The organism is Thainema salinarum CENA647, from assembly GCF_057732415.1.
Genome location: NZ_JBYJZJ010000022.1, coordinates 4,667,478 through 4,690,791, shown reverse-complemented (window position 1 = coordinate 4,690,791; position 23,314 = coordinate 4,667,478). Strand labels below are relative to the sequence as shown.

Below are 23,314 nucleotides of genomic sequence, written 5' to 3'. Positions count from 1 at the left end.
GGCTGGAATTTGCTTCAGCTATTTTGATACGACTTTGCTGAGTTTTTTATGCGATCGCATTAATCTATGTAACTTTTATGAGTTCATTCAGCGCCGATCGGACAGTTGATGGTGACAACCACCGTTAAATAGTGACTTCTACATCCATCTAAAGAGAGTCATACAGCCAGCTTTGCAGCTATGGCTTTCTTTGTAAATTTAGATGAGAAACTTAGAAGTCAATTGGCAGAAGTTAATTGGCAGAAGTTAATTGGCCAAGACTGCTGTAATTATTCAACCGTGACGCTTTTAGCAAGGTTGCGGGGCTGATCGACATCTAGACCTCGAATGGCAGCGATGTGATAAGCCAAAAGCTGGAGCGGGATTGTGGCTAAAACTGGCGATAAAATCTCTTCAACATGAGGTACAGGCAGCAGTACGTCAAAGACCTCTGCAGCGGCCTCATCGCCAATGGGAGCTACGCCAATGATTTGAGCATCCCGCGCTTTCGCTTCTTGGGCGTTTGAGATCACTTTCTCGTAGACAAACCCCGGCATTGCGATCGCAACCACAGGGACTTTGGAATCCAGCAGCGCAATCGGGCCGTGCTTCATCTCGCCTGCTGGGTAGCCCTCGGCGTGGATATAGCTGATTTCCTTCAGCTTGAGCGCTCCTTCCAGGGCAATCGGGAAGTTGACGCCGCGACCAATGAAGATAAAGTCTTGGGTTTCGACAAACTGATGAGCAATTTCTTCAATGGCTTGATCTTGATCCTGCAAGATCTGCTCAATCTGATTTGGCAACTGTCGCAGTCCGGCAATGATTTCATTCAGCCGCTGTGAGGAAAGGGTCTGACGACGGTGAGCTAGTTCCAGCGCCACGAAGTAAAAAGCCATCACCTGCGCCAAGAAAGTTTTGGTTGCGGCTACGCCCACCTCGATCCCCGCTGGCGTAACGATCAAATTCGGCACCAAATGAGCAATTGTGCTTTCCGGACGATTGGTAATGCCGATCAGACGCGGCTCAAATCCGGCTCCAGCATGACGGGTGCGGCGCTCTTTTTCCATTTCCAGTGCCGCGATGGTGTCAGCCGTTTCGCCGGACTGGGTGACGCCAATCGTAATCGTGTTCGGCGTCAGCGGCGCAGGGGAATAGCGGAACTCAGAGGCATACTGCACCATCGTCGGAATAGCCGCCAGCTGCTCAATCAGGTACTTACCGACCAAACTGGCGTGCCAACTGGTGCCACAGGCCAAAATTTGAACCTGCTGAACATCGGTATATAAATCCTCTGATAAGCCCAGATTGACAGGCGATCCCGCCGCGTTGCCATCTTGCCAATCAGCCGTTAAATAGTTCTCTAAACAGGTGCGAACTACTCCTGGCTGTTCGTGAATTTCCTTCAGCATGTAGTGGCGGAATCCCTGCTTTTCGGCAGAGAGAGTTGCACCACTGAGTAGACGAGGATACTTGGAGACCCGCTGTCCAGCAAATGTCTGCATCGTTACCCCAAGCGGGGTCAGCGTCGCCATCTCCTGGTTATCCAGCGTCACGACCGCGCGAGTATAAGGCGCGATCGCAGGTACATCTGAGGCGCAGAAAAACTCGCCTTGACCAAAGCCAATCACCAGCGGAGCCTGTTGCCGCGCCATCACCAATTCATCAGGATAATCAGTACACAGAACCACAATGGCAAAGGCACCCTCTAGCTCATTGACTGTCCGGCGTACAGCTTCAGTCAGCGGTGATAGGTGCTGAGATAGCTCATTGCGATCGCGCATCTGGTTGAGATGATCCGCAATCAAATTGGGGATCACTTCGGTATCGGTCTCTGTGGTAAACTCGTAGCCCTTCTGCTGCAAGCTCTGCCGCAGTTCTCGATAGTTCTCAACAATTCCGTTTTGCACCACCGCTACTCGGCGCGACATATCGCGGTGGGGATGGGCATTGTGCTCTTCTGGCTTCCCGTGGGTGGCCCAGCGAGTATGACCAATGCCAATTTGGGCCGGAGTTTCTTGACCTTCTAGCTTGGCTCGCAGGTTGTAGAGCTTACCTTTGGCGCGAACGCAGTGCAGCTTATCTTCCCAAATGGTGGCGATCCCGGCGGAATCGTAACCACGATATTCGAGCTGTCGCAGTCCCTCCATCAAGATTGGCGTCGCGGACTGGGTGCCGATATAACCGACGATTCCACACATAGTTGCTCACTCCCTCTTGCCACACACAAGGATCGAGTATAAATGCCTAAGACAGCCCTCATCAACTTTGGGCTTGAGTCACGCGCGATCGTAGTCGCATATCTAATCGCAAATCAGAATGCCTAAGTTGTAAATCTCACACCACAAACCAACAATCGTAAATTGTTAGAGACGATTCTAACCGGATTGCCTGAAATCAGATCATTCTGCTTAACGATTGCGCCCTAAATTTAAGAGGACGTTTTCATTGTCTAGCAATGAAAACGTCCTCTTAAATCTCTTTAAACAATTAATGGGGATGGAGGGACTTGAACCCTCACGACCTTATAAGGGTCAACGGATTTTCATTCTCCTGCAGCTTTCGCTCCTGCCAGCTTTGAACCGTCAAGTTGGTTCAAATTGGCTTTGAGAATTGGACTCTCTCTTTACCCTCGGCTTGACGTTAGGGTAGCTCCCGTCGAGTCTCTGCACCTTCCCAAATTACGCAGTCTGAACTTGGTCTGACTCATAAATATGGGCTTGGCTCAGGATTGCCGTCTCTGTGATGAAGCCTGCAAAGGCAGTTTTCAAAACTAGACTTAGGTTTCCCTGAATTTGAGAGCGGTCACTTTAAGGATTTCTCCCCAAAGGCTCAATTACTTAAGTCCGCAGCGTCTACCAATTCCGCCACATCCCCAAAAGTAATATCGGAAAAACAGTATAACCTGTATTCCGCTTGTTTATTCCACCATTAGGACGTAAGTTTTGGCAACTCTATTTGACAGGATGTAACCTAACTCAAACTGATCCCGACTCCGCGCCAGGTTGATCCGTCAGGATTTAAGTTGTGTATTAAGATAAACGAAGCGCGATCGCAGATGATGACAAGGTATCGCTGAAACCTATGGAAGAATTGTTGACGACCCCAATTTTGGCTGCTGGGCTGTACTTAGCGCTAGGCGGAGCTTACCTGTTGGTATTGCCTGGACTGCTCTATATCTATCTCAAAGAGCGCTGGTATGTCGCTAGTTCAGTTGAGCGCCTGCTGATGTACGGTTTACTATTTCTCCTGTTCCCCGGTTTGCTGTTGCTGAGCCCGTTCCTCAACTTCCGCCCCAAACGGCGTCCTATTGAAGGATAAGTCATGCGGCGAATTGACGTAATTGGTGTTGGCCTAGCTGTATTTGGTGCGGGTGGGCTGCTCTATGTGGTGCTGCTTGCTATCGGTTTGGATAATACGACCGCTGGCATTTGGGCAGAAGCAGGACTCGTTGTTGGTATCGTTGTTTGGCTCCTGACGTATTTGCTACGGGTGCTAACGCGCAATATGACCTACAACCAGCAGATGAAAGACTATGAAGACGCTGTTCTGCAAAAGCGGCTGGATGCCATGTCGCCCGCAGAGCTAGCCAAGCTTCAGGCCGAAATTGAACAGGAACGGCAGCAAGAAGACGAGCAGAAAAAAGAGCAAAAACAAAAAACAGATAGCGGTATTTGATTTACCCCATCTCAGAATTCTCATGAAAGCCGTTAAGAAAATGCTGGAACAGCTTAGCTGTTCCAGCATTTTCTTTGCAATTTGGTTTGGGATTTGGCCCCAAAGCACCGTAGAATGTGTAACTTGCTAGCCTATTCGGTATTCCCATGACATCTGTTTCTGAGCATATGCAGTCCCTGCGCGATCGCGGTGAATGTGCATTAGTCCCTTTCATCACCGCAGGCGATCCCGATTTGGACACAACCGCCAAAGCCCTGCAAATCCTCGACCAAAACGGGGCAGATGTCATTGAGCTGGGAGTACCTTACTCCGATCCACTAGCTGATGGCCCTGTAATTCAGGCCGCAGCGACGCGTGCCCTGAGCCGAGGCGTCAAGCTGGATAACGTGCTAAAGCTAGTACAGCAGGTATCACCGACAATCCAGGCACCCATCGTTTTATTCACTTACTACAATCCCATTCTCAATCGGGGAATCAAAACCTTTCTAGACAATATTGCCGCTGCGGGAGTAAAAGGACTCGTCGTGCCTGACCTGCCACTGGAAGAAGTTGATACGCTGATGGAACCTGCGATCGCAGCCGGAATTGAATTAACGTTACTCGTCGCTCCCACCAGCCCGATTGAGCGGATTAAGGCCATTACTGCGCGATCCCAGGGATTTGTTTATCTGGTCAGCGTCACAGGCGTGACCGGAATGCGAACCCAGGTCAACGATCGTGTCCAGAGCTTGCTGCAAGATTTACACCAGGCATCCGATAAGTGTATCGGCGTCGGTTTTGGTGTCTCCCAAGCCGAACAAGCCACCCAGCTACGCAGCTGGGGTGCCGATGCCGTTATCGTCGGCAGCGCCTTTGTCAAGCGCCTCGCAGGTCAGAATCCAGAAGAGGGTTTAGCCGCTGTGCAGTCACTGTGTGCTGAGTTGAAGGCAGCATTGCGGTAAGTGAGAAAGGCGTGAAGAGTGCAGAGTGAGGAGTGAGGCGTAAATTCAATCTCACTTAGCACTCAGTCCTTGCACCTAAATTACCAGTCAAGCCTTAGTCCCTGCTGAATTAGATGATTTTGCACGGTGGGCATTTCGCCCTGGGGGATGATGTCGGCAGGTTGTTGAACATCGGGATGGGCAATCAGCCAACCTGCGATCGCACCTGCGGCTCCACCGACTTGCCATTCATTGTAGTGAATTCGAGTCATGGCATTCGCAATATGGGTGACAGCCATACTTTTGCCACCGATCAGCAGGTTATCAATACCTTGGGGCAGCAGCGCTTCGAGGGGTACCTTGGCTGGACGCACCAAGCCAGAACCCGTGCCCGCGCTGGTGGCCTCGCCTGATGATTCCCAGTTGCGATAGCGACAGCCGTGGATATCAATATCGTAATGAGCAAAGCCAACGGCTGTGGGATGAAAACTGCGGCCTCCTGACATGTCGGTTCGTAAATCCTGTTCCCTCATCATAAATTCGATCTCACCATAGGCGGTACGTCCCAAGATACGGCGACCTTCGCGAATGTAGGGGTACATGCTCAAACCAGAGGCCGTGCCCATTGGTGCATTGGCTCCATCTAAAAACGATAGCGGGTACTCTGGTGTCGCTTTACCCTTGAGCAACCAACGAGCAAACAACAGAGCGTGTACTTCGGCTTTGTTAAGGGCATTGGTTGACATCCCACCCATCCAGTTTTGCGACTGGCCAGACTCACGGATTTGCTCCTGAGTGAGGATCAACGATGGTTCCATCCAAATCCAGTCATTGCCTCGATTCCAGTTGATCATCGCGATGTCGCCACGAGCCGGGGAACCATTATTGGGATCGTTTTTGGTTGTGCTGACGATGCGGCGATAGTGGAAGAAACTGCGTCCGGCAAACATGCTAAACCCTTCCATATCAAAGAGTCCTTCATGTTCATGCAGGGCATAGATTGGTTCAACCTGAGACAGTTTTTCTAAACTCTTGCCGCCATCATCGTGAATTGCGATCGCAAATGGATAGGTAAACGCCTGGGTGCATTCAGGATTATCGCGATTAGCGGCATTGATTTCTCCGGTTGTGAAATGGGACTCTGATCCCAGCCGATGGGGAACATTGGCCCAGCCAATTAGCTCGCCTGTATCAGTGGCATCAATGACAATCATGCGCTTGCCTTCTGGGGGCTGGAGACGCATGGGCGTTTTGTCATATTTTTCCGTGGGCGACCAGCTATACCAGTCCGATAAATCTTTTGAGAACCGACCACTAGGAACATAGTCTGGATCGGTGGGTGTGCGTCGCACCGCATAGATCGCAGTAATTTGGCGTCCGGCAGGATCAAATTCAGCTCCCTTAAACGCAGTTTCGACCGCCCAGCGGCTTTCTGGTGCCTGCTGCGAGGCATCTTCTAATAGTTCTCGTGAGGCCACCGCGCCCGCTTCAGGCGGAAAACAGAGGGTGCCAACCCAGCAGCTGTTGATATTGGCTACGGGTTGCGGTGATGAAATAGGACTCCAATCGGGCAAGTCTGCAAACTGCTGCTTAATACGCTCCCGAAATAAGCGCCAGCTTTCTGAGTAATTCAACTGCTGTCGCATAGCGCCTGACTCATCCAGAGCCGATACCCCTTGGGAGCTAACTTGTCCGCCTAGCCAAGGCGTTAGCTCAATCAGGCAGGTGGTTGCCCCCGACTGCATGGCATGACTGGCAGCCGCGACTCCCCCGAGAGATCCGCCGACGACTACGACCTCACACTCCCAAACTTCCTCCGGTGTTGGTAAAGGGGAAAGCTGGGGTCTGCTATTGAAAATAGAGGGAGGGGGCAGCTCAATTGGAGTCGAGGCAAGAAACGCATCAGCGGGCATCCACAGCGCATTGAGTGAAACAACCGGCAGCGACGAAAGCTTGTAGCCGGATAAGACAATGACCAGGCCAAACAGAACCCCCTTCAGGAGCGTTCGCTCTCGTTTGACTCGTCGCTGTCGTTGCCATCGCCGTGATCTTCCAGAACGCCGCATTAACCTCCACTCCCCCAAATTCTTGGAACGCTAAAATCTAGTAACAAAGTATAGACCGACTTTTCAAACCCTTTTCAGGTATTGTTGGGACGGTTAATATTCAAGTTGACCAGCGGTTAGATGTTAAAACTAACGTTCTTTCAACGCCCAAGAGGGTTTTGGTTGGATTGGCTCAAGGGGTTCATCCGAAGCTAGAAAATGCTTTAGATTCTAAAATAGAACCTTTGGTACGAACAGGTCTAAGTAAACTGTAAACTGCGCTAAATGGTTGCTGTCTAGAAATATTCATGAGCAAACTCTCCATCCGTCCTGCTTTGATCACTAATGTATTACCTGGTTCTATTGCCGAAGAAATCGGCTTTGAACCGGGTGATCGGCTGGTGTCGATTAATCAGCAGAAGCCACGGGATTTGATTGATTATCGGTTTCTGTGTGCCGACGAGTTGCTCATGTTGGAGGTTTTGGACGCAAAGGGCAAAACGCACCAGGTTGAAATTGAGAAAGATTACGATGACGATTTAGGCTTAGAGTTTGAAACCGCCCTCTTCGATGATTTAATTCAATGCAATAATCGCTGTCCCTTTTGCTTTATTGATCAGCAGCCTCCTGGCAAACGGGAAACCCTCTATTTTAAAGACGATGACTATCGGCTGAGCTTTCTCTACGGCAGCTATTTGACCCTGACTAATTTGACCGAGCGGGAATGGGATCGGATTGCGGATATGCGTTTGTCGCCGCTCTATGTTTCAGTGCATGCAACGGAACCGGATATTCGCCAGCAGTTGCTTAAGAACGAACGTGCGGGAAAAATCCTTGATCAGCTGCGCTGGTTTCAAAAACATCGGCTCCAAATTCACGCTCAGGTTGTTGTATGCCCCGGCATCAACGACGGAATTCATTTAGAGCGAACGCTACAGGATTTGACTAAATTCCATGCAGTAAAACTCCCAACAGTTGCATCAATTGCAGTTGTACCCGTTGGGCTCACGCGATTTCGTCCTGCTCAGGATGAGTTGGTTCCTGTCACACCTGACAAAGCGGCCGAAGTTATTGAACAGGTACAGGCTATCCAGGCTACCTGCCGACAAGAGCTTGGCTCAACCTGTGTTTGGCTAGCCGATGAATGGTTCTTGATTGCAGGACAGGAATTACCACCAACGTCTCATTACGAAGACTATCCCCAAATTGGGAACGGTGTTGGATCGATTCGTCAATTCTTACAGGAGTTTAAACAATCTGCTGATGATTTATTGCCAGATAGGATTATGCGATCTCACACCTTAACTTGGGTCATCGGTAATGCAGTAGAACAGGCGTTTCAGCCTGTAGTTGCCCGTTTAAATCAAGTCAAGGGTTTGACTGTTCAGATGGCAGCATTTAGCAGCAATTATTGGGGACAGGACATCACCGTAACGGGATTGCTCACCGGACAAGATCTGTTACACCATTTGACTGGGCGAGATTTAGGCGATGGAATTTTGCTACCCAAACTGATGCTCAAGCATGGCGAAGCCGTTTTTCTAGACGACATGCGTTTAGAAGATGTAGCAGCTAAGCTAGGAGTACCTATTTATTCCGTAGATGGTGTAGACGAGCTGATTGAAATGGCCGTTGATCCAAGCATTGGAGACTCAGAGTTGCATCAAGGCAATCCTTTCCAAGCGATTCTCTAGAATTTTGCGAACACTTCCTTCCGTTTCTCGTCCCTAACCAAACCTCTTGCTGCAAAGCTTTTCCAGTCTTTTCGAGATTTCCAAAAAGAAAGATGTTGACAAATCTGTTTCCGGGTCGTTATATTGATAAAGCGCTGGAGGAGAGAGCGTTTGTGCTGAGCTCCTTGAGCGAGAAACGGAACCTCGACATAAGAATAGTTCAGAAGCCAAGAACATCACATCTCGTCAAGGAAAAGACAGATGGTGGGCTAGTTTAGCAAAGCTTACCAAATTTTAATATATTCCGGGTACGAGTCGATACGTTTCTTAACGTAAGAGAATCGTATTTGGAGCCAAAAAACTTTCTAAGTTTTTAACACGGAGAGTTTGATCCTGGCTCAGGATGAACGCTGGCGGCGTGCTTAACACATGCAAGTCGAACGCAGAACGCCCTTCGGGGTAAGTATGAGTGGCGGACGGGTGAGTAACGCGTGAGAATCTGCCTTCAGGAGGGGGACAACCACTGGAAACGGTGGCTAATACCCCATATGTCTACGGATGAAACAGTTTTCTGCCTGAAGATGAGCTCGCGTCTGATTAGCTAGTTGGTGAGGTAAGAGCTCACCAAGGCGACGATCAGTAGCTGGTCTGAGAGGATGATCAGCCACACTGGGACTGAGACACGGCCCAGACTCCTACGGGAGGCAGCAGTGGGGAATTTTCCGCAATGGGCGAAAGCCTGACGGAGCAACGCCGCGTGAGGGAGGACGGCCTGTGGGTTGTAAACCTCTTTTCTCAGGGAAGAAGATCTGACGGTACCTGAGGAATAAGCATCGGCTAACTCCGTGCCAGCAGCCGCGGTAAGACGGAGGATGCAAGCGTTATCCGGAATTATTGGGCGTAAAGCGTCCGCAGGTGGCTATTCAAGTCTGCTGTCAAATTCCAGGGCTCAACCCTGGTTCGGCAGTGGAAACTGGATAGCTAGAGTACGGTAGGGGCAGAGGGAATTCCTGGTGTAGCGGTGAAATGCGTAGATATCAGGAAGAACACCGGTGGCGAAAGCGCTCTGCTGGGCCGTAACTGACACTCATGGACGAAAGCTAGGGGAGCGAAAGGGATTAGATACCCCTGTAGTCCTAGCTGTAAACGATGGATACTAGGTGTTGGACGTATCGACCCGTTCAGTACCGTAGCTAACGCGTTAAGTATCCCGCCTGGGGAGTACGCACGCAAGTGTGAAACTCAAAGGAATTGACGGGGGCCCGCACAAGCGGTGGAGTATGTGGTTTAATTCGATGCAACGCGAAGAACCTTACCAGGGCTTGACATGTCCAGAATCCTCGGGAAACCGAGGAGTGCCTTCGGGAGCTGGAACACAGGTGGTGCATGGCTGTCGTCAGCTCGTGTCGTGAGATGTTGGGTTAAGTCCCGCAACGAGCGCAACCCTCGTTTTTAGTTGCCATCATTCAGTTGGGCACTCTAGAGAGACTGCCGGTGACAAACCGGAGGAAGGTGGGGATGACGTCAAGTCAGCATGCCCCTTACGTCCTGGGCTACACACGTACTACAATGCTTCGGACAAAGGGCAGCCAGACCGCGAGGTTGAGCTAATCCCATAAACCGAGGCTCAGTTCAGATTGCAGGCTGCAACTCGCCTGCATGAAGGAGGAATCGCTAGTAATCGCAGGTCAGCATACTGCGGTGAATACGTTCCCGGGCCTTGTACACACCGCCCGTCACACCATGGAAGCTGGCCACGCCCGAAGTCGTTACCCCAACCGTTCGCGGAGGGGGACGCCGAAGGCAGGGCTGGTGACTGGGGTGAAGTCGTAACAAGGTAGCCGTACCGGAAGGTGTGGCTGGATCACCTCCTTTCAAGGCGACCTACCCTACTTAGACGTGCGAAAACTGATAGAGCACCTAAGTAAGGTCATCCTAGGTCGGTCGAGATGATTATTATTGGTTTCTGAACTATCGAGGGGCCGGATATGGGCTATTAGCTCAGGTGGTTAGAGCGCACCCCTGATAAGGGTGAGGTCCCTGGTTCGAGTCCAGGATGGCCCACTCGTGGGGGTATAGCTCAGCTGGTAGAGCGCCTGCTTTGCAAGCAGGATGTCAGCGGTTCGAGTCCGCTTACCTCCACCAGATTTAATAATTCAGCACTATTTCTAAACTACTGAGCAGACAAGCTATCAGTAGCTAGAAAGGCTGCTGGATTAGACCAGCAAAGAACCTTGAAAACTGCATAGAGAAAAGAGATGTCAGGTAGATGTTGACGAAGCTATGAATCAGCAATGATTGATGGTTCAGTCACGAACAGACACCAATGTAAGTAAATGGTCAAGCTATCAAGGGCTTACGGCGGATACCTAGGCACACAGAGGCGATGAAGGACGCGGTTACCGGCGATATGCCACGGGGAGTTGGAAGCAAGCAGTGATCCGTGGGTTTCCGAATGGGGCAACCCTAAGTACGGCCAGTTGAATCCATAGACTGGCACGAGCCAACCCAGCGAATTGAAACATCTTAGTAGCTGGAGGAAGAGAAAGAAAACTCGATTCCCTGAGTAGCGGCGAGCGAAACGGGAAGAGCCTAAACCAGTGGTTTTTACTGCTGGGGTTGTGGGACGGCAATGTGGACTAGAAAGGTTAGACGAAGCAGCTGAATACTGCACCAGAGGGGGTGAAAGTCCCGTAGTCGAAAACTGAACTAGCCTAGCCGGATCCCGAGTAGCACGGGGCACGTGAAATCCCGTGTGAATCCGCGAGGACCACCTCGTAAGGCTAAATACTCCTGTGTGACCGATAGTGAAACAGTACCGCGAGGGAAAGGTGAAAAGAACCCCGGGAGGGGAGTGAAATAGAACATGAAACCGTAAGCCTACAAGCAGTCGGAGTCCGATTTAACGGATGACGGCGTGCCTGTTGAAGAATGAGCCGGCGACTTATAGGCACTGGCGGGTTAAGGCGGAAATGCCGGAGCCAGAGGGAAACCGAGTCTGATAAGGGCGACTATGTCAGTGTTTATAGACCCGAACCCGGGTGATCTAACCATGTCCAGGATGAAGCTTGGGTAACACCAAGTGGAGGTCCGCACCGACCAATGTTGAAAAATTGGCGGATGAGGTGTGGTTAGGGGTGAAATGCCAATCGAACCCGGAGCTAGCTGGTTCTCCCCGAAATGTGTTTAGGCGCAGCGGTAACGATTATAACTGGGGGGTAAAGCACTGATTCGGTGCGGGCTGCGAGAGCGGTACCAAATCGAGTCAAACTCTGAATACCCAGTGCACACGTTGCCAGTGAGACGGTGGGGGATAAGCTTCATCGTCGAGAGGGAAACAGCCCAGACCACCAGCTAAGGTCCCCAAATTAACACTAAGTGGGAAAGGAGGTGGGAGTGCAGAGACAACCAGGAGGTTTGCCTAGAAGCAGCCATCCTTGAAAGAGTGCGTAATAGCTCACTGGTCAAGCGCTCCTGCGCCGAAAATGAATGGGACTAAGTGTTATACCGAAGCTGTGGACTTACTACGTAAGTGGTAGGGGAGCGTTCTGTAGTAGTTAGAAGCATTAGCGAAAGCAGGTGTGGACGAATCAGAAGTGAGAATGTCGGCTTGAGTAGCGAAAACATTGGTGAGAATCCAATGCCCCGAAACCCTAAGGGTTCCTCCGGAAGGCTCGTCCGCGGAGGGTTAGTCGGGACCTAAGGCGAGGCCGAAAGGCGTAGTCGATGGCCAACGGGTTAACATTCCCGTACCGACGTTAGATTGTGAAGAGGGACGGAGAAGGCTAAGCCAGCCGGATGTTGGTTACCGGCGTAAGTGTTCAAGGTGATGAGGGTCGGCGAAAACGACCTGAGCTGAGGCACGAGTCCGACCCGCTACGGCGGGGAAGTGGTGTATGTCAGGCTTCCAAGAAAAGCTCTATCCACGTTAATCTAACGTTGCCCGTACCCGAAACCGACACAGGTAGGGAGGTTGAGAATACCAAGGGGCGCGAGATAACTCTCTCTAAGGAACTCGGCAAAATGGCCCCGTAACTTCGGGAGAAGGGGTGCCACCGAGAGGTGGTCGCAGTGAAGAGTCCCAGGCGACTGTTTACCAAAAACACAGGTCTCCGCTAAGTCGCAAGACGATGTATGGGGGCTGACGCCTGCCCAGTGCCGGAAGGTTAAGGAAGTGGGTTAGCTTCGGCGAAGCTCGCGACTGAAGCCCCGGTGAACGGCGGCCGTAACTATAACGGTCCTAAGGTAGCGAAATTCCTTGTCGGGTAAGTTCCGACCCGCACGAAAGGCGTAACGATCTGGGAGCTGTCTCGGAGAGAGGCTCGGCGAAATAGGATTGTCTGTGAAGATACGGACTACCTGCACCCGGACAGAAAGACCCTATGAAGCTTTACTGTAGCCTGGAATTGGGTTCGGGCTTTGTTTGCGCAGGATAGGTGGGAGACTATGAAGCAGTCCTTGTGGGGACTGTGGAGTCACTGGTGAGATACCACTCTAACAAGGCTAGAATTCTAACCCTTACCCGTTATCCGGGAAGGGAACAGTTTCAGGTGGGCAGTTTGACTGGGGCGGTCGCCTCCTAAAAGGTAACGGAGGCGCGCAAAGGTTCCCTCAGGCTGGTTGGAAATCAGCCGCAGAGTGTAAAGGCAGAAGGGAGCTTGACTGCAAGAGCTACAACTCGAGCAGGTACGAAAGTAGGCCTTAGTGATCCGACGGTTCCGCGTGGAAGGGCCGTCGCTCAACGGATAAAAGTTACTCTAGGGATAACAGGCTTATCTCCCCCAAGAGTTCACATCGACGGGGAGGTTTGGCACCTCGATGTCGGCTCATCGCAACCTGGGGCTGTAGTAGGTCCCAAGGGTTGGGCTGTTCGCCCATTAAAGCGGTACGTGAGCTGGGTTCAGAACGTCGTGAGACAGTTCGGTCCATATCCGGTGCAGGCGTAAGAGTATTGAGAGGATTCCTCCTTAGTACGAGAGGACCGGGAGGAACGCACCGCTGGTGTACCTGTTATCGTGCCAACGGTAGACGCAGGGTAGCCATGTGCGGAGAGGATAACCGCTGAAAGCATCTAAGTGGGAAGCCCACCTCAAGATGAGTACTCTCACTGGGTTAGCCAGGTAAGGTCACGGGAAGAACACCCGTTGATAGGTTCTAAGTGGAAGTTCAGTAATGGATGAAGCTGAGGAATACTAACAGACCGAGGGCTTGACCATATCTACATTTGGGTCTGAACTTGACATCTTTCTATGCAGTCTTCAGGGTTCTTCCTTCTCTACAGGAAGCTCAACCCAATCAGTTTCCTGGTGCCAATGGCGCACTGGCCCCACTCCAACTCCATCCCGAACTTGGTTGTGAAACGGTGCAGCGGCGAAGATACTTTGGGGGTTGCCCCACGGGAAAATAGCTCGGTGCCAGGTCAATCATTCAAGCAGAAAGGAGCTCATCAGCTGATGAGCTCCTTTCTTGTTGTTGGTAAGTTGTTCGTGGTAAACGAGTGGCTAGCTGATTTCGGCTAGGATGTCTGATGCGTGGGTTTCAGTGTTGATGCTGCTATAGACTTTGCTGATATTGCCGTCCCCGTCAATCACGTAGGTGACTCGTTTAGCATATCCACCACCGTCAACGTCGTAGGCTTTCATGATACTGCCATCGGTGTCAGCTAGTAGCGGAAATGGCAAGTTGAATTTATCAGTGAATGCTTTGTGAGATGCTTCATCGTCGATACTGACACCGAAGACAGCAATATCTTTCCCTTGATACTGCGAATAGTTGTCTCGAAAGCTGCAAGCTTCTTTGGTACATCCTGGTGTGTCGTCTTTGGGATAAAAGTAAAGCACTACAGTCTTCCCCTCATAGTCCGAGAGAGAAACGGCTTTGCCATTAGTGTCTTTGGCTGTGAATTCGGGGGCTTTAGTGCCAGCAGTTAGAGGCATATGTTGCTTTCCTTTTTGCTAGTGTACACTCCAGGTATCTTATCGCTGATGACCTTTTAGTGCAGCAGTTTTTGGATAGGTGAAATCAATTTGAACTGTACGTACTGGGGTAGAGTTGTTGACTACTTTTTCTGAGCGTAGCGCCCTACAAGCTGAGCTTCTCCTAGGATATGGCCATCTACTGCTTGTATGAGTTCGGATTTTTTAGCTTCTGGAGTGAGTTCCAGTTTGGTATCCAGAGCATAAAGCGTAAACACATATCGATGGGTTCCGCTGGGTGGGCAGGGACCACCATAACCAATTTCGCGAAATCCGTTTGTACCCTGTAGGATACCGCTATCAAGCTTGGCTTGTGAGGGAATGGACTCGGCTAACTTGGTAACATTAGCAGGAATGTTGTACAGAACCCAGTGGACGAATGTTTGGCCGGGAGCGTCGGGATCATCCATGATCAGCGCCAAACTTTGAGTGCCAGCAGGCACTTTTTCCCATACTAATGGTGGTGAAATGTTGTCTCCGTCACATGTGTACTGAACGGGAATTAACCCGTTGGGTTCAAAGGCAAAACTTTTTAGCTGCAAACCTTTGTTGGTAGGTGAGGGTGAGGTTATAGGCTCCGGCTCGATAGAGGGTTTATCTAGATTGCGATCGCAACTTACCAACCCCAAGCCCACTCCAGCTAGGATGATGCCTCCATATTCCAAGATTTTCCTTCGCTTCATTTTTAATGGTGATAACAACAGATTTAAGCGCTGAAGTACTTGGCTGCTGGATGATAAGCCACGATCGCAGTTGTGGACTGTTCGGGATAGAGCTGTTCGCTTTCATCCATATGAAGACCGATGCGTTGAGCGTTGAGTAAATCGAGCTGCGTGTACTGGTCGGCAATGTTGGGGCAGGCTGGATAGCCGAAGCTGTAGCGAGAACCCTGGTAGCGCTGAGCCAGAATATCTCGCAACTGCTCGGGTTCGCGATCGCTGTAGCCGAGTTCTTGCCGGATGCGAGCATGTGTCCACTCTGCAAGGGCTTCCGCTATCTGAACGGCTAAGCCGTGGTAGTAAAGATAGTCGGTGTATTGGTCGGATTCAAAAAGCTGCTTGGCATACTGGGTCGCAACTTCGCCGACGGTAACGGCCTGCATGGGAAAGACATCAAAGCGTGATGTGGTGCTGCTCATTTCTTTGGGTAAAAAGAAGTCGGCGATGCACAAGCGACGCATTGATCTTTGGCGTGGAAACTGGAAGGTTGCGATCGCATCTGGCAGCTTATCTAATTCCTGATTGACCTGATCAGGGGCATAAATTTCTAGAGAATTTCCGTTTGCTAGAGAAGGGAAGTAACCATAGATCACTTGAGGATGCAGCAGATTTTCCTCAACGATCCGCTGTTTCCAGGTATCTAAAATCGGCTGTACTTTTTCTTGAACAAACTGATCATATTCTTCCCGCGTTTGTTCTTTAGGCTTGCGGAACTGCCACTGACCAACGAACAGCGCTTGAAGATCGAGATAGCTAAAGATTTCATCCAGCGGAATGTCTTGCGGCTGTAGGACTTTGGTGCCCCAGAAAGGTGGGGTGGGCCGCTCAATATCGACATCAACGGCTTCTGATCGTCGAGTGTCGATGACGAGCGGTTCTGAAGCGGTTTGATCGTTTGCTGGATAGGCTTCTTTGACTGGTGCGACCTGACCGTTACTTGAAGCAGTGGTTGTGCTCTCTTCAACCTGATCGATTTCATCCAAAAAGCCCTGGAGGTCGCTCCAGTTTTGAGATGACTTGGCAGGCATCAGCTTATCCATAAAGTGCAAATCGGCAAACGCATCCTTGCCATAAATCACCCTACCCTTATAGGTATTTTGGCAGTCTTCATTCACAAACTTTGGCGTGAGCGCTGCACCACCGAGAATTACAGGGACAGTAATACCTCGTTCGTTGAAGACTTCTAGATTGTCTTTCATAAAGGCTGTAGATTTCACCAGCAGACCGCTCATGGCAATGCAGTCGGCTTGGTGTTCTTCGTAGGCTTCAATAATGTTTTCGACAGGTTGCTTAATGCCTAGGTTAATCACTCGATAGCCGTTGTTGGACAAGATGATGTCAACTAAGTTTTTGCCGATGTCGTGCACGTCGCCTTTCACCGTGGCAATGATAACCGTGCCTTTGGCATTGTCAGCACCCTCTTCCTTATCCATGAAAGGTTCCAAATAAGCCACTGCGGCTTTCATGGTTTCGGCAGATTGCAGCACGAACGGTAACTGCATTTGACCCGATCCAAACAGATCGCCCACGACTTTCATGCCGTCAAGCAGGTAGATATTGATGATGTCGAGGGGCGGATACTTATCTAAGGCTTGCTTGAGAGCCTCTTCGAGGCCAATACGTTCGCCATCGATAATATGCTGCTTCAGCCGCTCTTCCAGGGAAAGGTTAGACGTATCGGAACGCAGCTGAGTCGCTTTTTTCCCAGCAAACAGTTCCGTCAGCTTGGTCAGCGGGTCATAGGTGCAAATGTCACCATCAAACTGTCTGCGATCGCAGATCAGGTCACGACAAATCTGCTGATGCTCCGGTTCAATCTTGGCCAGGGGCAGAATCTTGCTGGCGCTGACAATGGCGGCATCCATGCCCTGCTCCATTGCGTCGTGCAGGAAGACGGAGTTGAGAGCGACACGGGCGGCGGAGTTGAGACCGAAGGAGATGTTCGAAACACCCAGGATAACGTGGCAACCCGGCAGGTCTTGGCGAATTTGGCGAATGGCCTCAATGGTCGCTTTACCATTGGCGCGGTCTTCTTCAATGCCGGTTGAAATGGGTAGAGCCAGCGGGTCGAAAAAGATCTCATGGGCTGGAATGCCGTACTCGATGGCGTCCCGGTAGGCTCGCTGGGCAATTTGGAACTTCTTTTCGGCTGTGCGGGCCATGCCGTCTTCGTCAATCGTGCCAACGACGATCCCGGCCCCGTACTGTTTGGCTAGTTCTAAAACTTTGAAGAAGCGCTCTTCTCCGTCTTCATAGTTGGTGGAGTTTAAGAGGCACTTGCCGCCCGCCACCTTGAGGCCCGCCTCCATTTTTGTCCACTCGGTCGAGTCGAGCATGAGCGGCAGCGTGACGGTGTTGACCAGGCGAGACACTAACTCGTGCATATCGGCTTCGCCATCGCGGCCCACGTAGTCTACGTTGACATCTAAGACGTGGGCACCTTCTTTAATCTGAGATTTAGCCAGAGATACTAAACCGTCCCAATCTTCAGCCAGCAGCATTTCGCGGCATTTTTTAGAACCGCTGGCGTTGAGGCGCTCCCCTACGATCAGGAAAGAGTTGTCTTGGTCGTAGGGCTGAGTGCTGTAGATGGAAGCGGCTGCGGGAGCGAAGGGAAGGGGTTGGTAGGGGACAGGGGTGGAGTTGCGATCGCCAATTTGCCGATCCTTCGGATGCAGGTCTTTCGACATTTCAACCAGTTGTTGAATGTGATCCGGGCGCGTACCGCAGCAGCCGCCAACAACTTGTACGCCCAAGTCTTCGACGAAATGCATCAGTGCCATCCGCAGTTCCATCGGCGTCAGACGATAGTGAGCTTGCCCTCCTACATTTTCAGGTAAACCCGCGTTGGGAATGCAGGAAATGATGAACGGTGAATGCTCAGAGAGATATTTGATATGCTCTTTCATCTTGTCTGGGCCAGTGGCGCAGTTTAAGCCCAGAATATCGATGTTGTAAGGTTCCAGAATCGTTAACGCCGCGCTAATTTCGGTGCCGACCAGCATGGTGCCCATCACTTCCATCGTGATCGAAACCATGAGCGGACGCCGCTCACCCCGTTCTGCAAAGACTTCTTCGATCGCATTCAAGGCCGCTTTAATTTGCAGCACGTCCTGACAGGTTTCGACAATGAAGAGATCGACGCCACCGTCGTAGAGTCCCTGAGCTTGTTCTACATAGGCGGACTTCAGCGTATCAAAATCAATATGGCCCAGGGTCGGCAGTTTCGTGCCTGGCCCCATCGAACCGGCAACGAAGCGGGGTTTTTCGGACGTGGAATATTCAGCGGCAACGCGCTTGGCAATTTCAGCGGCTTTACGATTCAGTTCGTAGGCTTTGTCGGCCAGATCATATTCAGCGAGGACAAGGGATGTGCCGCCGAATGTGTCAGTCTCGATAACGTCTGCGCCAACGTCTAAAAATCCGCGATGAACTTTCTCGACGGCTTCCGGTTTCGTTTCGACTAAATACTCATTGCAACCTTCATACTCTGCACCTCCAAAATCGGCTGCCGTGAGATTTTGCGTTTGCAGCGATGTGCCCATTGCACCGTCAAATACGAGCACAGGACGGTTGGGACTGCGGAGATGGTCGAGGAATACGCTTTTCATTGGTCAGTCGTTACAACAAGATTCCTTAAAGGTGGCCGAGAAAATGGGATTTGAGAATGTGAACCAGGGAAAAATGGAGCTTAGTTTATTGTGCCAATTTCTGGCCCAATTTGCGGGTTTATCGTTTGTATTAGATTGGCACCAACAACTTGGACTCAATAACTGAGGGAACCCTCCTCTGGGAGACTCCACGGTTGTTGGTGTTTTCAGCTCAATTACGCTCGATCTGCTGATCTACTTCAGTTTGATTATTTTAAGTCCAATTATATAGATATGAATTTTGGCACTTTAGGTAGAACCATTTGAATTTCAATTGTGTATCCTGGCTTCGAATAGCATACTTGTGTAAAAGAATCGATAGCGATCGGTGATTACTATAAATTTTGCGATCGCACATGCGTTAAACTCTGTTATCGACGAATCCATCTAGGGTATTAGTGAGACGATTAGGTGTATCGAGATCTTCGCGAAAACGTTCGAGATACCGTTCAGAATACGGTGCAGGCCATGTATCTGAGATCGCAGGCCACACCGAAACGCTTCTTTTGGTTTTTCCGCTACTTGACGGTTCAGACTCTCTATCAAACCGTTAAGCGCGCTCTCCAGCAACGGTTGCCTAGCCTAGCATCAGAAATGGCTTTTAATGCCATGTTGGGTCTATTTCCAAGCATTCTGGTGGTTCTGACTGCGATCGGTTTATCGCCTTCCCTACGGTCTACGTTTGAGCGTTTAGCCTCACGAGTTAGTGAACTAGCGCCGTACGAAGTAATGACGCTGATTCAAAACTTTGCCACTGAAATTAGCGATAGCCAGAATCGCGGCCTGTTTTCCATCAGTTTTGTGTTTGCGATCTGGGCCTCTTCGGCGACGATGAGCGCGGCGATGCGTGCCCTAGATCAAATTCATCAGATTCCGCCCCAGGAAGCACGCCCCTTTTGGAAGGCAAAACTGATCTCGCTGTCGCTGACGATTAGCATTGTCCTGCTGCTGTTTCTCGCGTCGGGAGTTTTTCTAGTTAGTGACTTGATGGTGAAGCAACTGATTGCCCAGCAGGGAGAGGTTGTAGGGGAGTGGATACAAGGGCTGCGGCAACTGCTGATTTGGCCGTTAACTCTGTTCATTGTCTCGTCGGCGTTTTCGCTGCTCTATCGGTTTGGCCCTAGTCGCTGGATTAACGGCAAGCCATTGGTGCCAGGAGCGATGCTGGCTGCTTTGCTGTGGGCGGCGATTTCTAGCGGATTTCGCTACTACGTTTCACAATTTGGCAATTACAACAAGGCATACGGTGCGGTTGGTGCGGTTATTGTGCTGCTGCTGTGGCTACAGTTTTCGTCGCTGGCCGTGCTGCTGGGCGATCAGCTCAACGTCGTTGTGGGTGAAATGATGCAGGAGCAGCGACGACGCAAGTGGAAAGTGCCGGGTTTGTTCTAATCAAAAAAATATTTGGGAGTTTGGGATAAATACTCTAATATAGAAAGGTTGTAGAATTTTGATCAGGCGAATACGTCATGGCGGTTCCAAAGAAGAAAACCTCAAAATCCAGACGGGATAAGCGCCGTGCGAACTGGAGTCGGAAAGCATCGTTTGAAGCTGAAAAAGCGCTTTCTCTCGGTAAGTCAATTCTGACCGGACGTTCTAAGGGTTTTGTTTATCCTACGAATGAAGATGAGGACGAAGACGAGGAGTAAGTTATTCGTTGCTCTCATCTCAAATTCTCAAAACGCAGAGAGAGGAGTGCGATCGCACTCCTCTCTCTTTTTGGGGCAGGAAATATCTGAAAGGGCCGACGTTACCGTAGGGGCAAATGGCCATTTGCCCCTACAGGGGTTGTGGAAATTAGGCAACTGATGCGGATTCGGATCTGCTGGGTGCAGCGTTTTCTGGATTAGTTGGCTGTAGTGAGGGCCGAATGATCAGGTACACCAGCGGGCCGATCAGAGGCAGTAAGGTCACCAGCCAGAAGATAACAGGTTGGTTCTGCCAGCCGCGTCGGGCCATGTCGTCGCCAAGTAGGGCGGGAAAAATCAGGCAAAGTAGAACAAAATCCAAGCTCATGACGTGGACGAAGCGGCGGGTTTGCCATTCGTAGATGTAGTCTGACCAGTTGCCTTGGCTAAAGCCATAGATGAGAAGTGCGATCGCACCGACTGCCAGTAACACGCCAGTAATGCGAGCGTCCAGTATGTGGATTAGCCAGGTTTTTGCACCTGTAAACATAGGATTGGGCTGACGTAGCGCTAGATACGGTAAGAGCGTAAACGCGCCGAGGCCAAAGGAACCGATTAGAAACGGCCAGGCCCATAGTTTTTGATTCCGACCATCGGCTAAAAGAAGACAGGCGTAGATCATTGGCCAGATGCCCATCAGATTGAACAGGGCGATGATGAGCGGATTGATGCCCTGCCAGTCACCCGTGGACAGACGTAGAATCAAGTCGAACGTATCCGGTTGATTAGGTGGAGCTAGTAAAACTGCGTAGCTGACGAAGCCAATCCACAGCAGGCCAAAGCCGAATTTTCTAACCATAATTACCGACGGTTAAGTTTCACAGCGATACATCAAAACAAATGTAACGGTTCCCCACAATCTGTTGTTGCTGTCTTAAGTTGGAAATTGGAATAAATGGTTAATGTTTTGTCCGTACATAAGAGTCCGACTATTTTTTGTAGAACGCTGGCTAGGCAGGCATTCCACAAGAAATTAACTATGGGTTTGAATCGGACTTTTATAACACTGTGAACACTGCGCAAATGTGCGGATTTGACAGCGTTTGTGTATAAAACCGTGAAGATGACGGATTCCCGCGTCTGTTTTAGGGAATACATAGCGTAATAGCGACATACTCTCCATGTATCCGTCAGGTGCAGCAATGGTGATGATGACAGCGACTACAACAACGGCAACTGATACGACTACCGCCGCGATCGCAATGACTACTGCTTGGACACAATCTGATTCAACTGCTTACCAGAATCAGCAGCCCATGAAAGTCGTTTATTTTCTGCAGCTCTACGAAACAGGCTATCGCGATTTCAATGGAGTGCATTTACGTGGGGCTGACCTTGGCAGCAAAATTCTGGTCAATCTTGATTTATCCTATGCCGACTTAACGGGAATTAATTTCAGTCGTACATTTTTGACGCGCTCAAATTTGTATCAGGCCCGTTTAACCTGGGCCGATCTCAGCTTTATCAAATGCAGCGAAGGGAGTTTGATTGGGGCCCACTTGACCAAAGCCAATTTACAGGGCGCATTCATGGTCAAGTCAAATCTGGCCAAGGCGCAATTGAGTGGGGCAAATTTGAGCCATGCCAATTTTCGATTCGCGAATTTGGCGGGAGCGAATTTGTGTGGAGCCAATTTGCAAGGCGTTAATTTTCGGGGCGCGAATTTAGCGGGTGCCAATCTCAACTGGGCCAATTTAAGCGGAGCGCGACTGAGTGGAGCCTGCTTAGATGGAGCCTGCCTGACGGGCGTAAATCTGGAAGATGCCTATCTTAATGGCGTGGATTTAAGCGGCAGTGATCTGAACGGGGCCAATTTGAGTGGCGCGCGGCTGAGCGGCGCAAATCTAGAAGGCGCTAGCTTAGTTGCGACGAACCTGAGTGCGACTCGCATGCGCGGCATTCGGCTGGGGCAGGCCAATTTAAAGGCGGCAGATTTAAGCGGGGCCGATTTAGATCACGCAGATTTGCACGATTCGGACTTAAGCCAGGCCGATTTGAGTGCAGCGGATCTGCGAGGTTCAAATTTAAGCGATGTCAAGATTGAGGGCGCAGAGTTTACGGGCGGCTGGATGACCAAGCGGGAGTACGATTACCTGATGTCGATTGCATCGGGTCAAACCACTTGGTCGAATCAGTCCACGCGAGCAACGCTACAGGCGGCTCGGCTCTGGGATGGTGGCCCCGGTTTTACCAGTATGGGTATTTAGTACTCTGTAAATTAAGTTTTGATGGTTGATGTGCCGCGCGGAGCGCGGCACATCAACCATCAAAACCCATTAAACTTAGTTGACAGATTATTTAGTCATGACAGCGATGACAACGTTTGGTGTAGTGTTGGTAACGACTGGGTCGGAAGAGGAAGCATGTGCGATCGCACATGCACTTGTGCAAGAAAAGCTGGCGGCCTGTGTCAACTTCACCCAAATTCAGTCGGTTTATACCTGGCAGGGCGAAATACAGCAGGATCAAGAATGGCAGTTGTTGATTAAGACCGATTTGGCTAAGTTTGATCAGTTAGCCGCGAAAATTCAGGCGCTGCACTCGTATGATGTACCTGAAATGATTGCCTTGCCTATTCAACAGGGATCAGCCGCTTACTTAAACTGGATGTCAGAGAGTTTAGCCCAGTAGGTGGTTCTAGAAGAGCAATAATTTTGTTCTGTAGTAACAGTGCCCCTACAGAACAAAATTAATAAACCCGGAATACCACTACTGCCTATAAGTCGAGGCTTGTATCTGGTAGTACGACCCAAACTTAATGTTGCCCTCAAGTAGCAAATAATACCGAGTGTTGATGGGTCGATAAACGATATTCCTATGCTCTCTTGTATCCAAATGTCTGCACCATCTGGTTTGTAGCTTCTTAAGAGGGGAATGATCTAACCTATTCGGTATACTGACGGTATTGGTCAGGATAAATTTGTGACTGGCAAGTTTGCCGGATTGTCTGAATCAAGATGATGTACGATTTTCATAAAGAAAATTAGGCA

14 protein-coding genes, 2 tRNA genes and 3 rRNA genes are annotated in these 23,314 nt (G+C 50.4%); 13 read left to right on the top strand and 6 right to left on the bottom strand.

Annotated elements, in window-relative coordinates:
- Positions 1-269 precede the first annotated feature (269 nt).
- On the bottom strand, positions 270-2,177 hold the full coding sequence (gene glmS, locus AC286M_RS27315; protein ID WP_488207382.1) for a glutamine--fructose-6-phosphate transaminase (isomerizing): 1,908 nt from the start codon (positions 2,175-2,177) through the stop codon (positions 270-272).
- 883 nt (positions 2,178-3,060) lie between these two features.
- On the opposite strand from glmS, the gene ndhL reads away from it, so the two are divergent.
- The 3 genes from ndhL (at position 3,061) to trpA (ending at position 4,595) form a co-directional block, all read left to right on the top strand.
- Positions 3,061-3,297 carry an NAD(P)H-quinone oxidoreductase subunit L gene (gene ndhL / locus AC286M_RS27310; protein ID WP_488207381.1) on the top strand — a complete coding sequence of 79 codons (237 nt, stop codon included), beginning with the start codon at positions 3,061-3,063 and terminating at the stop codon, positions 3,295-3,297.
- 3 nt (positions 3,298-3,300) lie between these two features.
- Positions 3,301-3,654 carry a DUF3007 family protein gene (locus tag AC286M_RS27305; protein WP_488207380.1) on the top strand — a complete coding sequence of 118 codons (354 nt, stop codon included), beginning with the start codon at positions 3,301-3,303 and terminating at the stop codon, positions 3,652-3,654.
- A gap of 146 nt (positions 3,655-3,800) precedes the next feature.
- Entirely contained in the window at positions 3,801-4,595 is a 795-nt protein-coding gene (trpA, locus tag AC286M_RS27300; protein ID WP_488207379.1) for a tryptophan synthase subunit alpha, read from the top strand.
- Positions 4,596-4,675: 80 nt separating this feature from the next.
- Here trpA and AC286M_RS27295 read toward each other — a convergent pair whose 3' ends face one another.
- Complete coding sequence (locus AC286M_RS27295) at positions 4,676-6,640, bottom strand: FAD-dependent oxidoreductase (protein WP_488207378.1); 1,965 nt, start codon at positions 6,638-6,640, stop codon at positions 4,676-4,678.
- 287 nt (positions 6,641-6,927) lie between these two features.
- Here AC286M_RS27295 and AC286M_RS27290 point away from each other — a divergent pair, with 287 nt between their 5' ends.
- The 6 genes from AC286M_RS27290 to rrf all read left to right on the top strand — a co-directional run bounded on the left by AC286M_RS27290 (position 6,928) and on the right by rrf (position 13,712).
- Positions 6,928-8,313 carry a TIGR03279 family radical SAM protein gene (locus tag AC286M_RS27290; RefSeq protein WP_488207377.1) on the top strand — a complete coding sequence of 462 codons (1,386 nt, stop codon included), beginning with the start codon at positions 6,928-6,930 and terminating at the stop codon, positions 8,311-8,313.
- Between the two features lie 354 nt (positions 8,314-8,667).
- Positions 8,668-10,167 (top strand): 16S ribosomal RNA (locus tag AC286M_RS27285).
- Between the two features lie 115 nt (positions 10,168-10,282).
- A tRNA-Ile gene (locus AC286M_RS27280) sits at positions 10,283-10,356 on the top strand.
- 5 nt (positions 10,357-10,361) lie between these two features.
- Positions 10,362-10,437 (top strand) — tRNA-Ala (locus AC286M_RS27275).
- Between the two features lie 193 nt (positions 10,438-10,630).
- A 23S ribosomal RNA gene (locus AC286M_RS27270) occupies positions 10,631-13,508 on the top strand.
- A gap of 86 nt (positions 13,509-13,594) precedes the next feature.
- Positions 13,595-13,712 (top strand): 5S ribosomal RNA (rrf, locus tag AC286M_RS27265).
- Together the 16S, 23S and 5S rRNA genes with 2 tRNA genes alongside form the textbook arrangement of a ribosomal RNA operon.
- 81 nt (positions 13,713-13,793) lie before the next feature.
- On the opposite strand, the gene AC286M_RS27260 is transcribed toward rrf, so the two are convergent.
- From AC286M_RS27260 to metH, 3 genes are all read right to left on the bottom strand, one after another.
- Positions 13,794-14,228, bottom strand: coding sequence for a peroxiredoxin (locus AC286M_RS27260; RefSeq protein WP_488207376.1), 435 nt, complete (start codon positions 14,226-14,228; stop codon positions 13,794-13,796).
- Between the two features lie 122 nt (positions 14,229-14,350).
- On the bottom strand, positions 14,351-14,950 hold the full coding sequence (locus AC286M_RS27255) for a YbhB/YbcL family Raf kinase inhibitor-like protein (protein WP_488207375.1): 600 nt from the start codon (positions 14,948-14,950) through the stop codon (positions 14,351-14,353).
- A gap of 23 nt (positions 14,951-14,973) precedes the next feature.
- The gene (gene metH, locus AC286M_RS27250; RefSeq protein ID WP_488207374.1) at positions 14,974-18,597 is read right to left on the bottom strand and encodes a methionine synthase; all 3,624 of its coding nucleotides are present in this window, start codon (positions 18,595-18,597) and stop codon (positions 14,974-14,976) included.
- A gap of 450 nt (positions 18,598-19,047) precedes the next feature.
- Between metH and AC286M_RS27245 the strand changes: the two genes are divergently transcribed.
- Both AC286M_RS27245 and rpmF read left to right on the top strand, forming a co-directional pair.
- Positions 19,048-20,028, top strand: coding sequence for a YihY/virulence factor BrkB family protein (locus tag AC286M_RS27245; RefSeq protein WP_488207373.1), 981 nt, complete (start codon positions 19,048-19,050; stop codon positions 20,026-20,028).
- Between the two features lie 77 nt (positions 20,029-20,105).
- Positions 20,106-20,285: a 50S ribosomal protein L32 gene (gene rpmF, locus AC286M_RS27240; protein ID WP_488207372.1), complete on the top strand. Its 180-nt coding sequence runs from the start codon at positions 20,106-20,108 to the stop codon at positions 20,283-20,285.
- A 148-nt stretch (positions 20,286-20,433) separates the two neighbouring features.
- On the opposite strand, the gene AC286M_RS27235 is transcribed toward rpmF, so the two are convergent.
- The gene (locus AC286M_RS27235) at positions 20,434-21,123 is read right to left on the bottom strand and encodes a DUF2834 domain-containing protein (protein WP_488207371.1); all 690 of its coding nucleotides are present in this window, start codon (positions 21,121-21,123) and stop codon (positions 20,434-20,436) included.
- Positions 21,124-21,472: 349 nt separating this feature from the next.
- Here AC286M_RS27235 and AC286M_RS27230 point away from each other — a divergent pair, with 349 nt between their 5' ends.
- Positions 21,473-22,531, top strand: coding sequence for a pentapeptide repeat-containing protein (locus tag AC286M_RS27230; protein WP_488207370.1), 1,059 nt, complete (start codon positions 21,473-21,475; stop codon positions 22,529-22,531).
- Positions 22,532-22,628: 97 nt separating this feature from the next.
- Entirely contained in the window at positions 22,629-22,955 is a 327-nt protein-coding gene (cutA, locus tag AC286M_RS27225; protein ID WP_488207369.1) for a divalent-cation tolerance protein CutA, read from the top strand.
- Positions 22,956-23,314 lie beyond the last annotated feature (359 nt).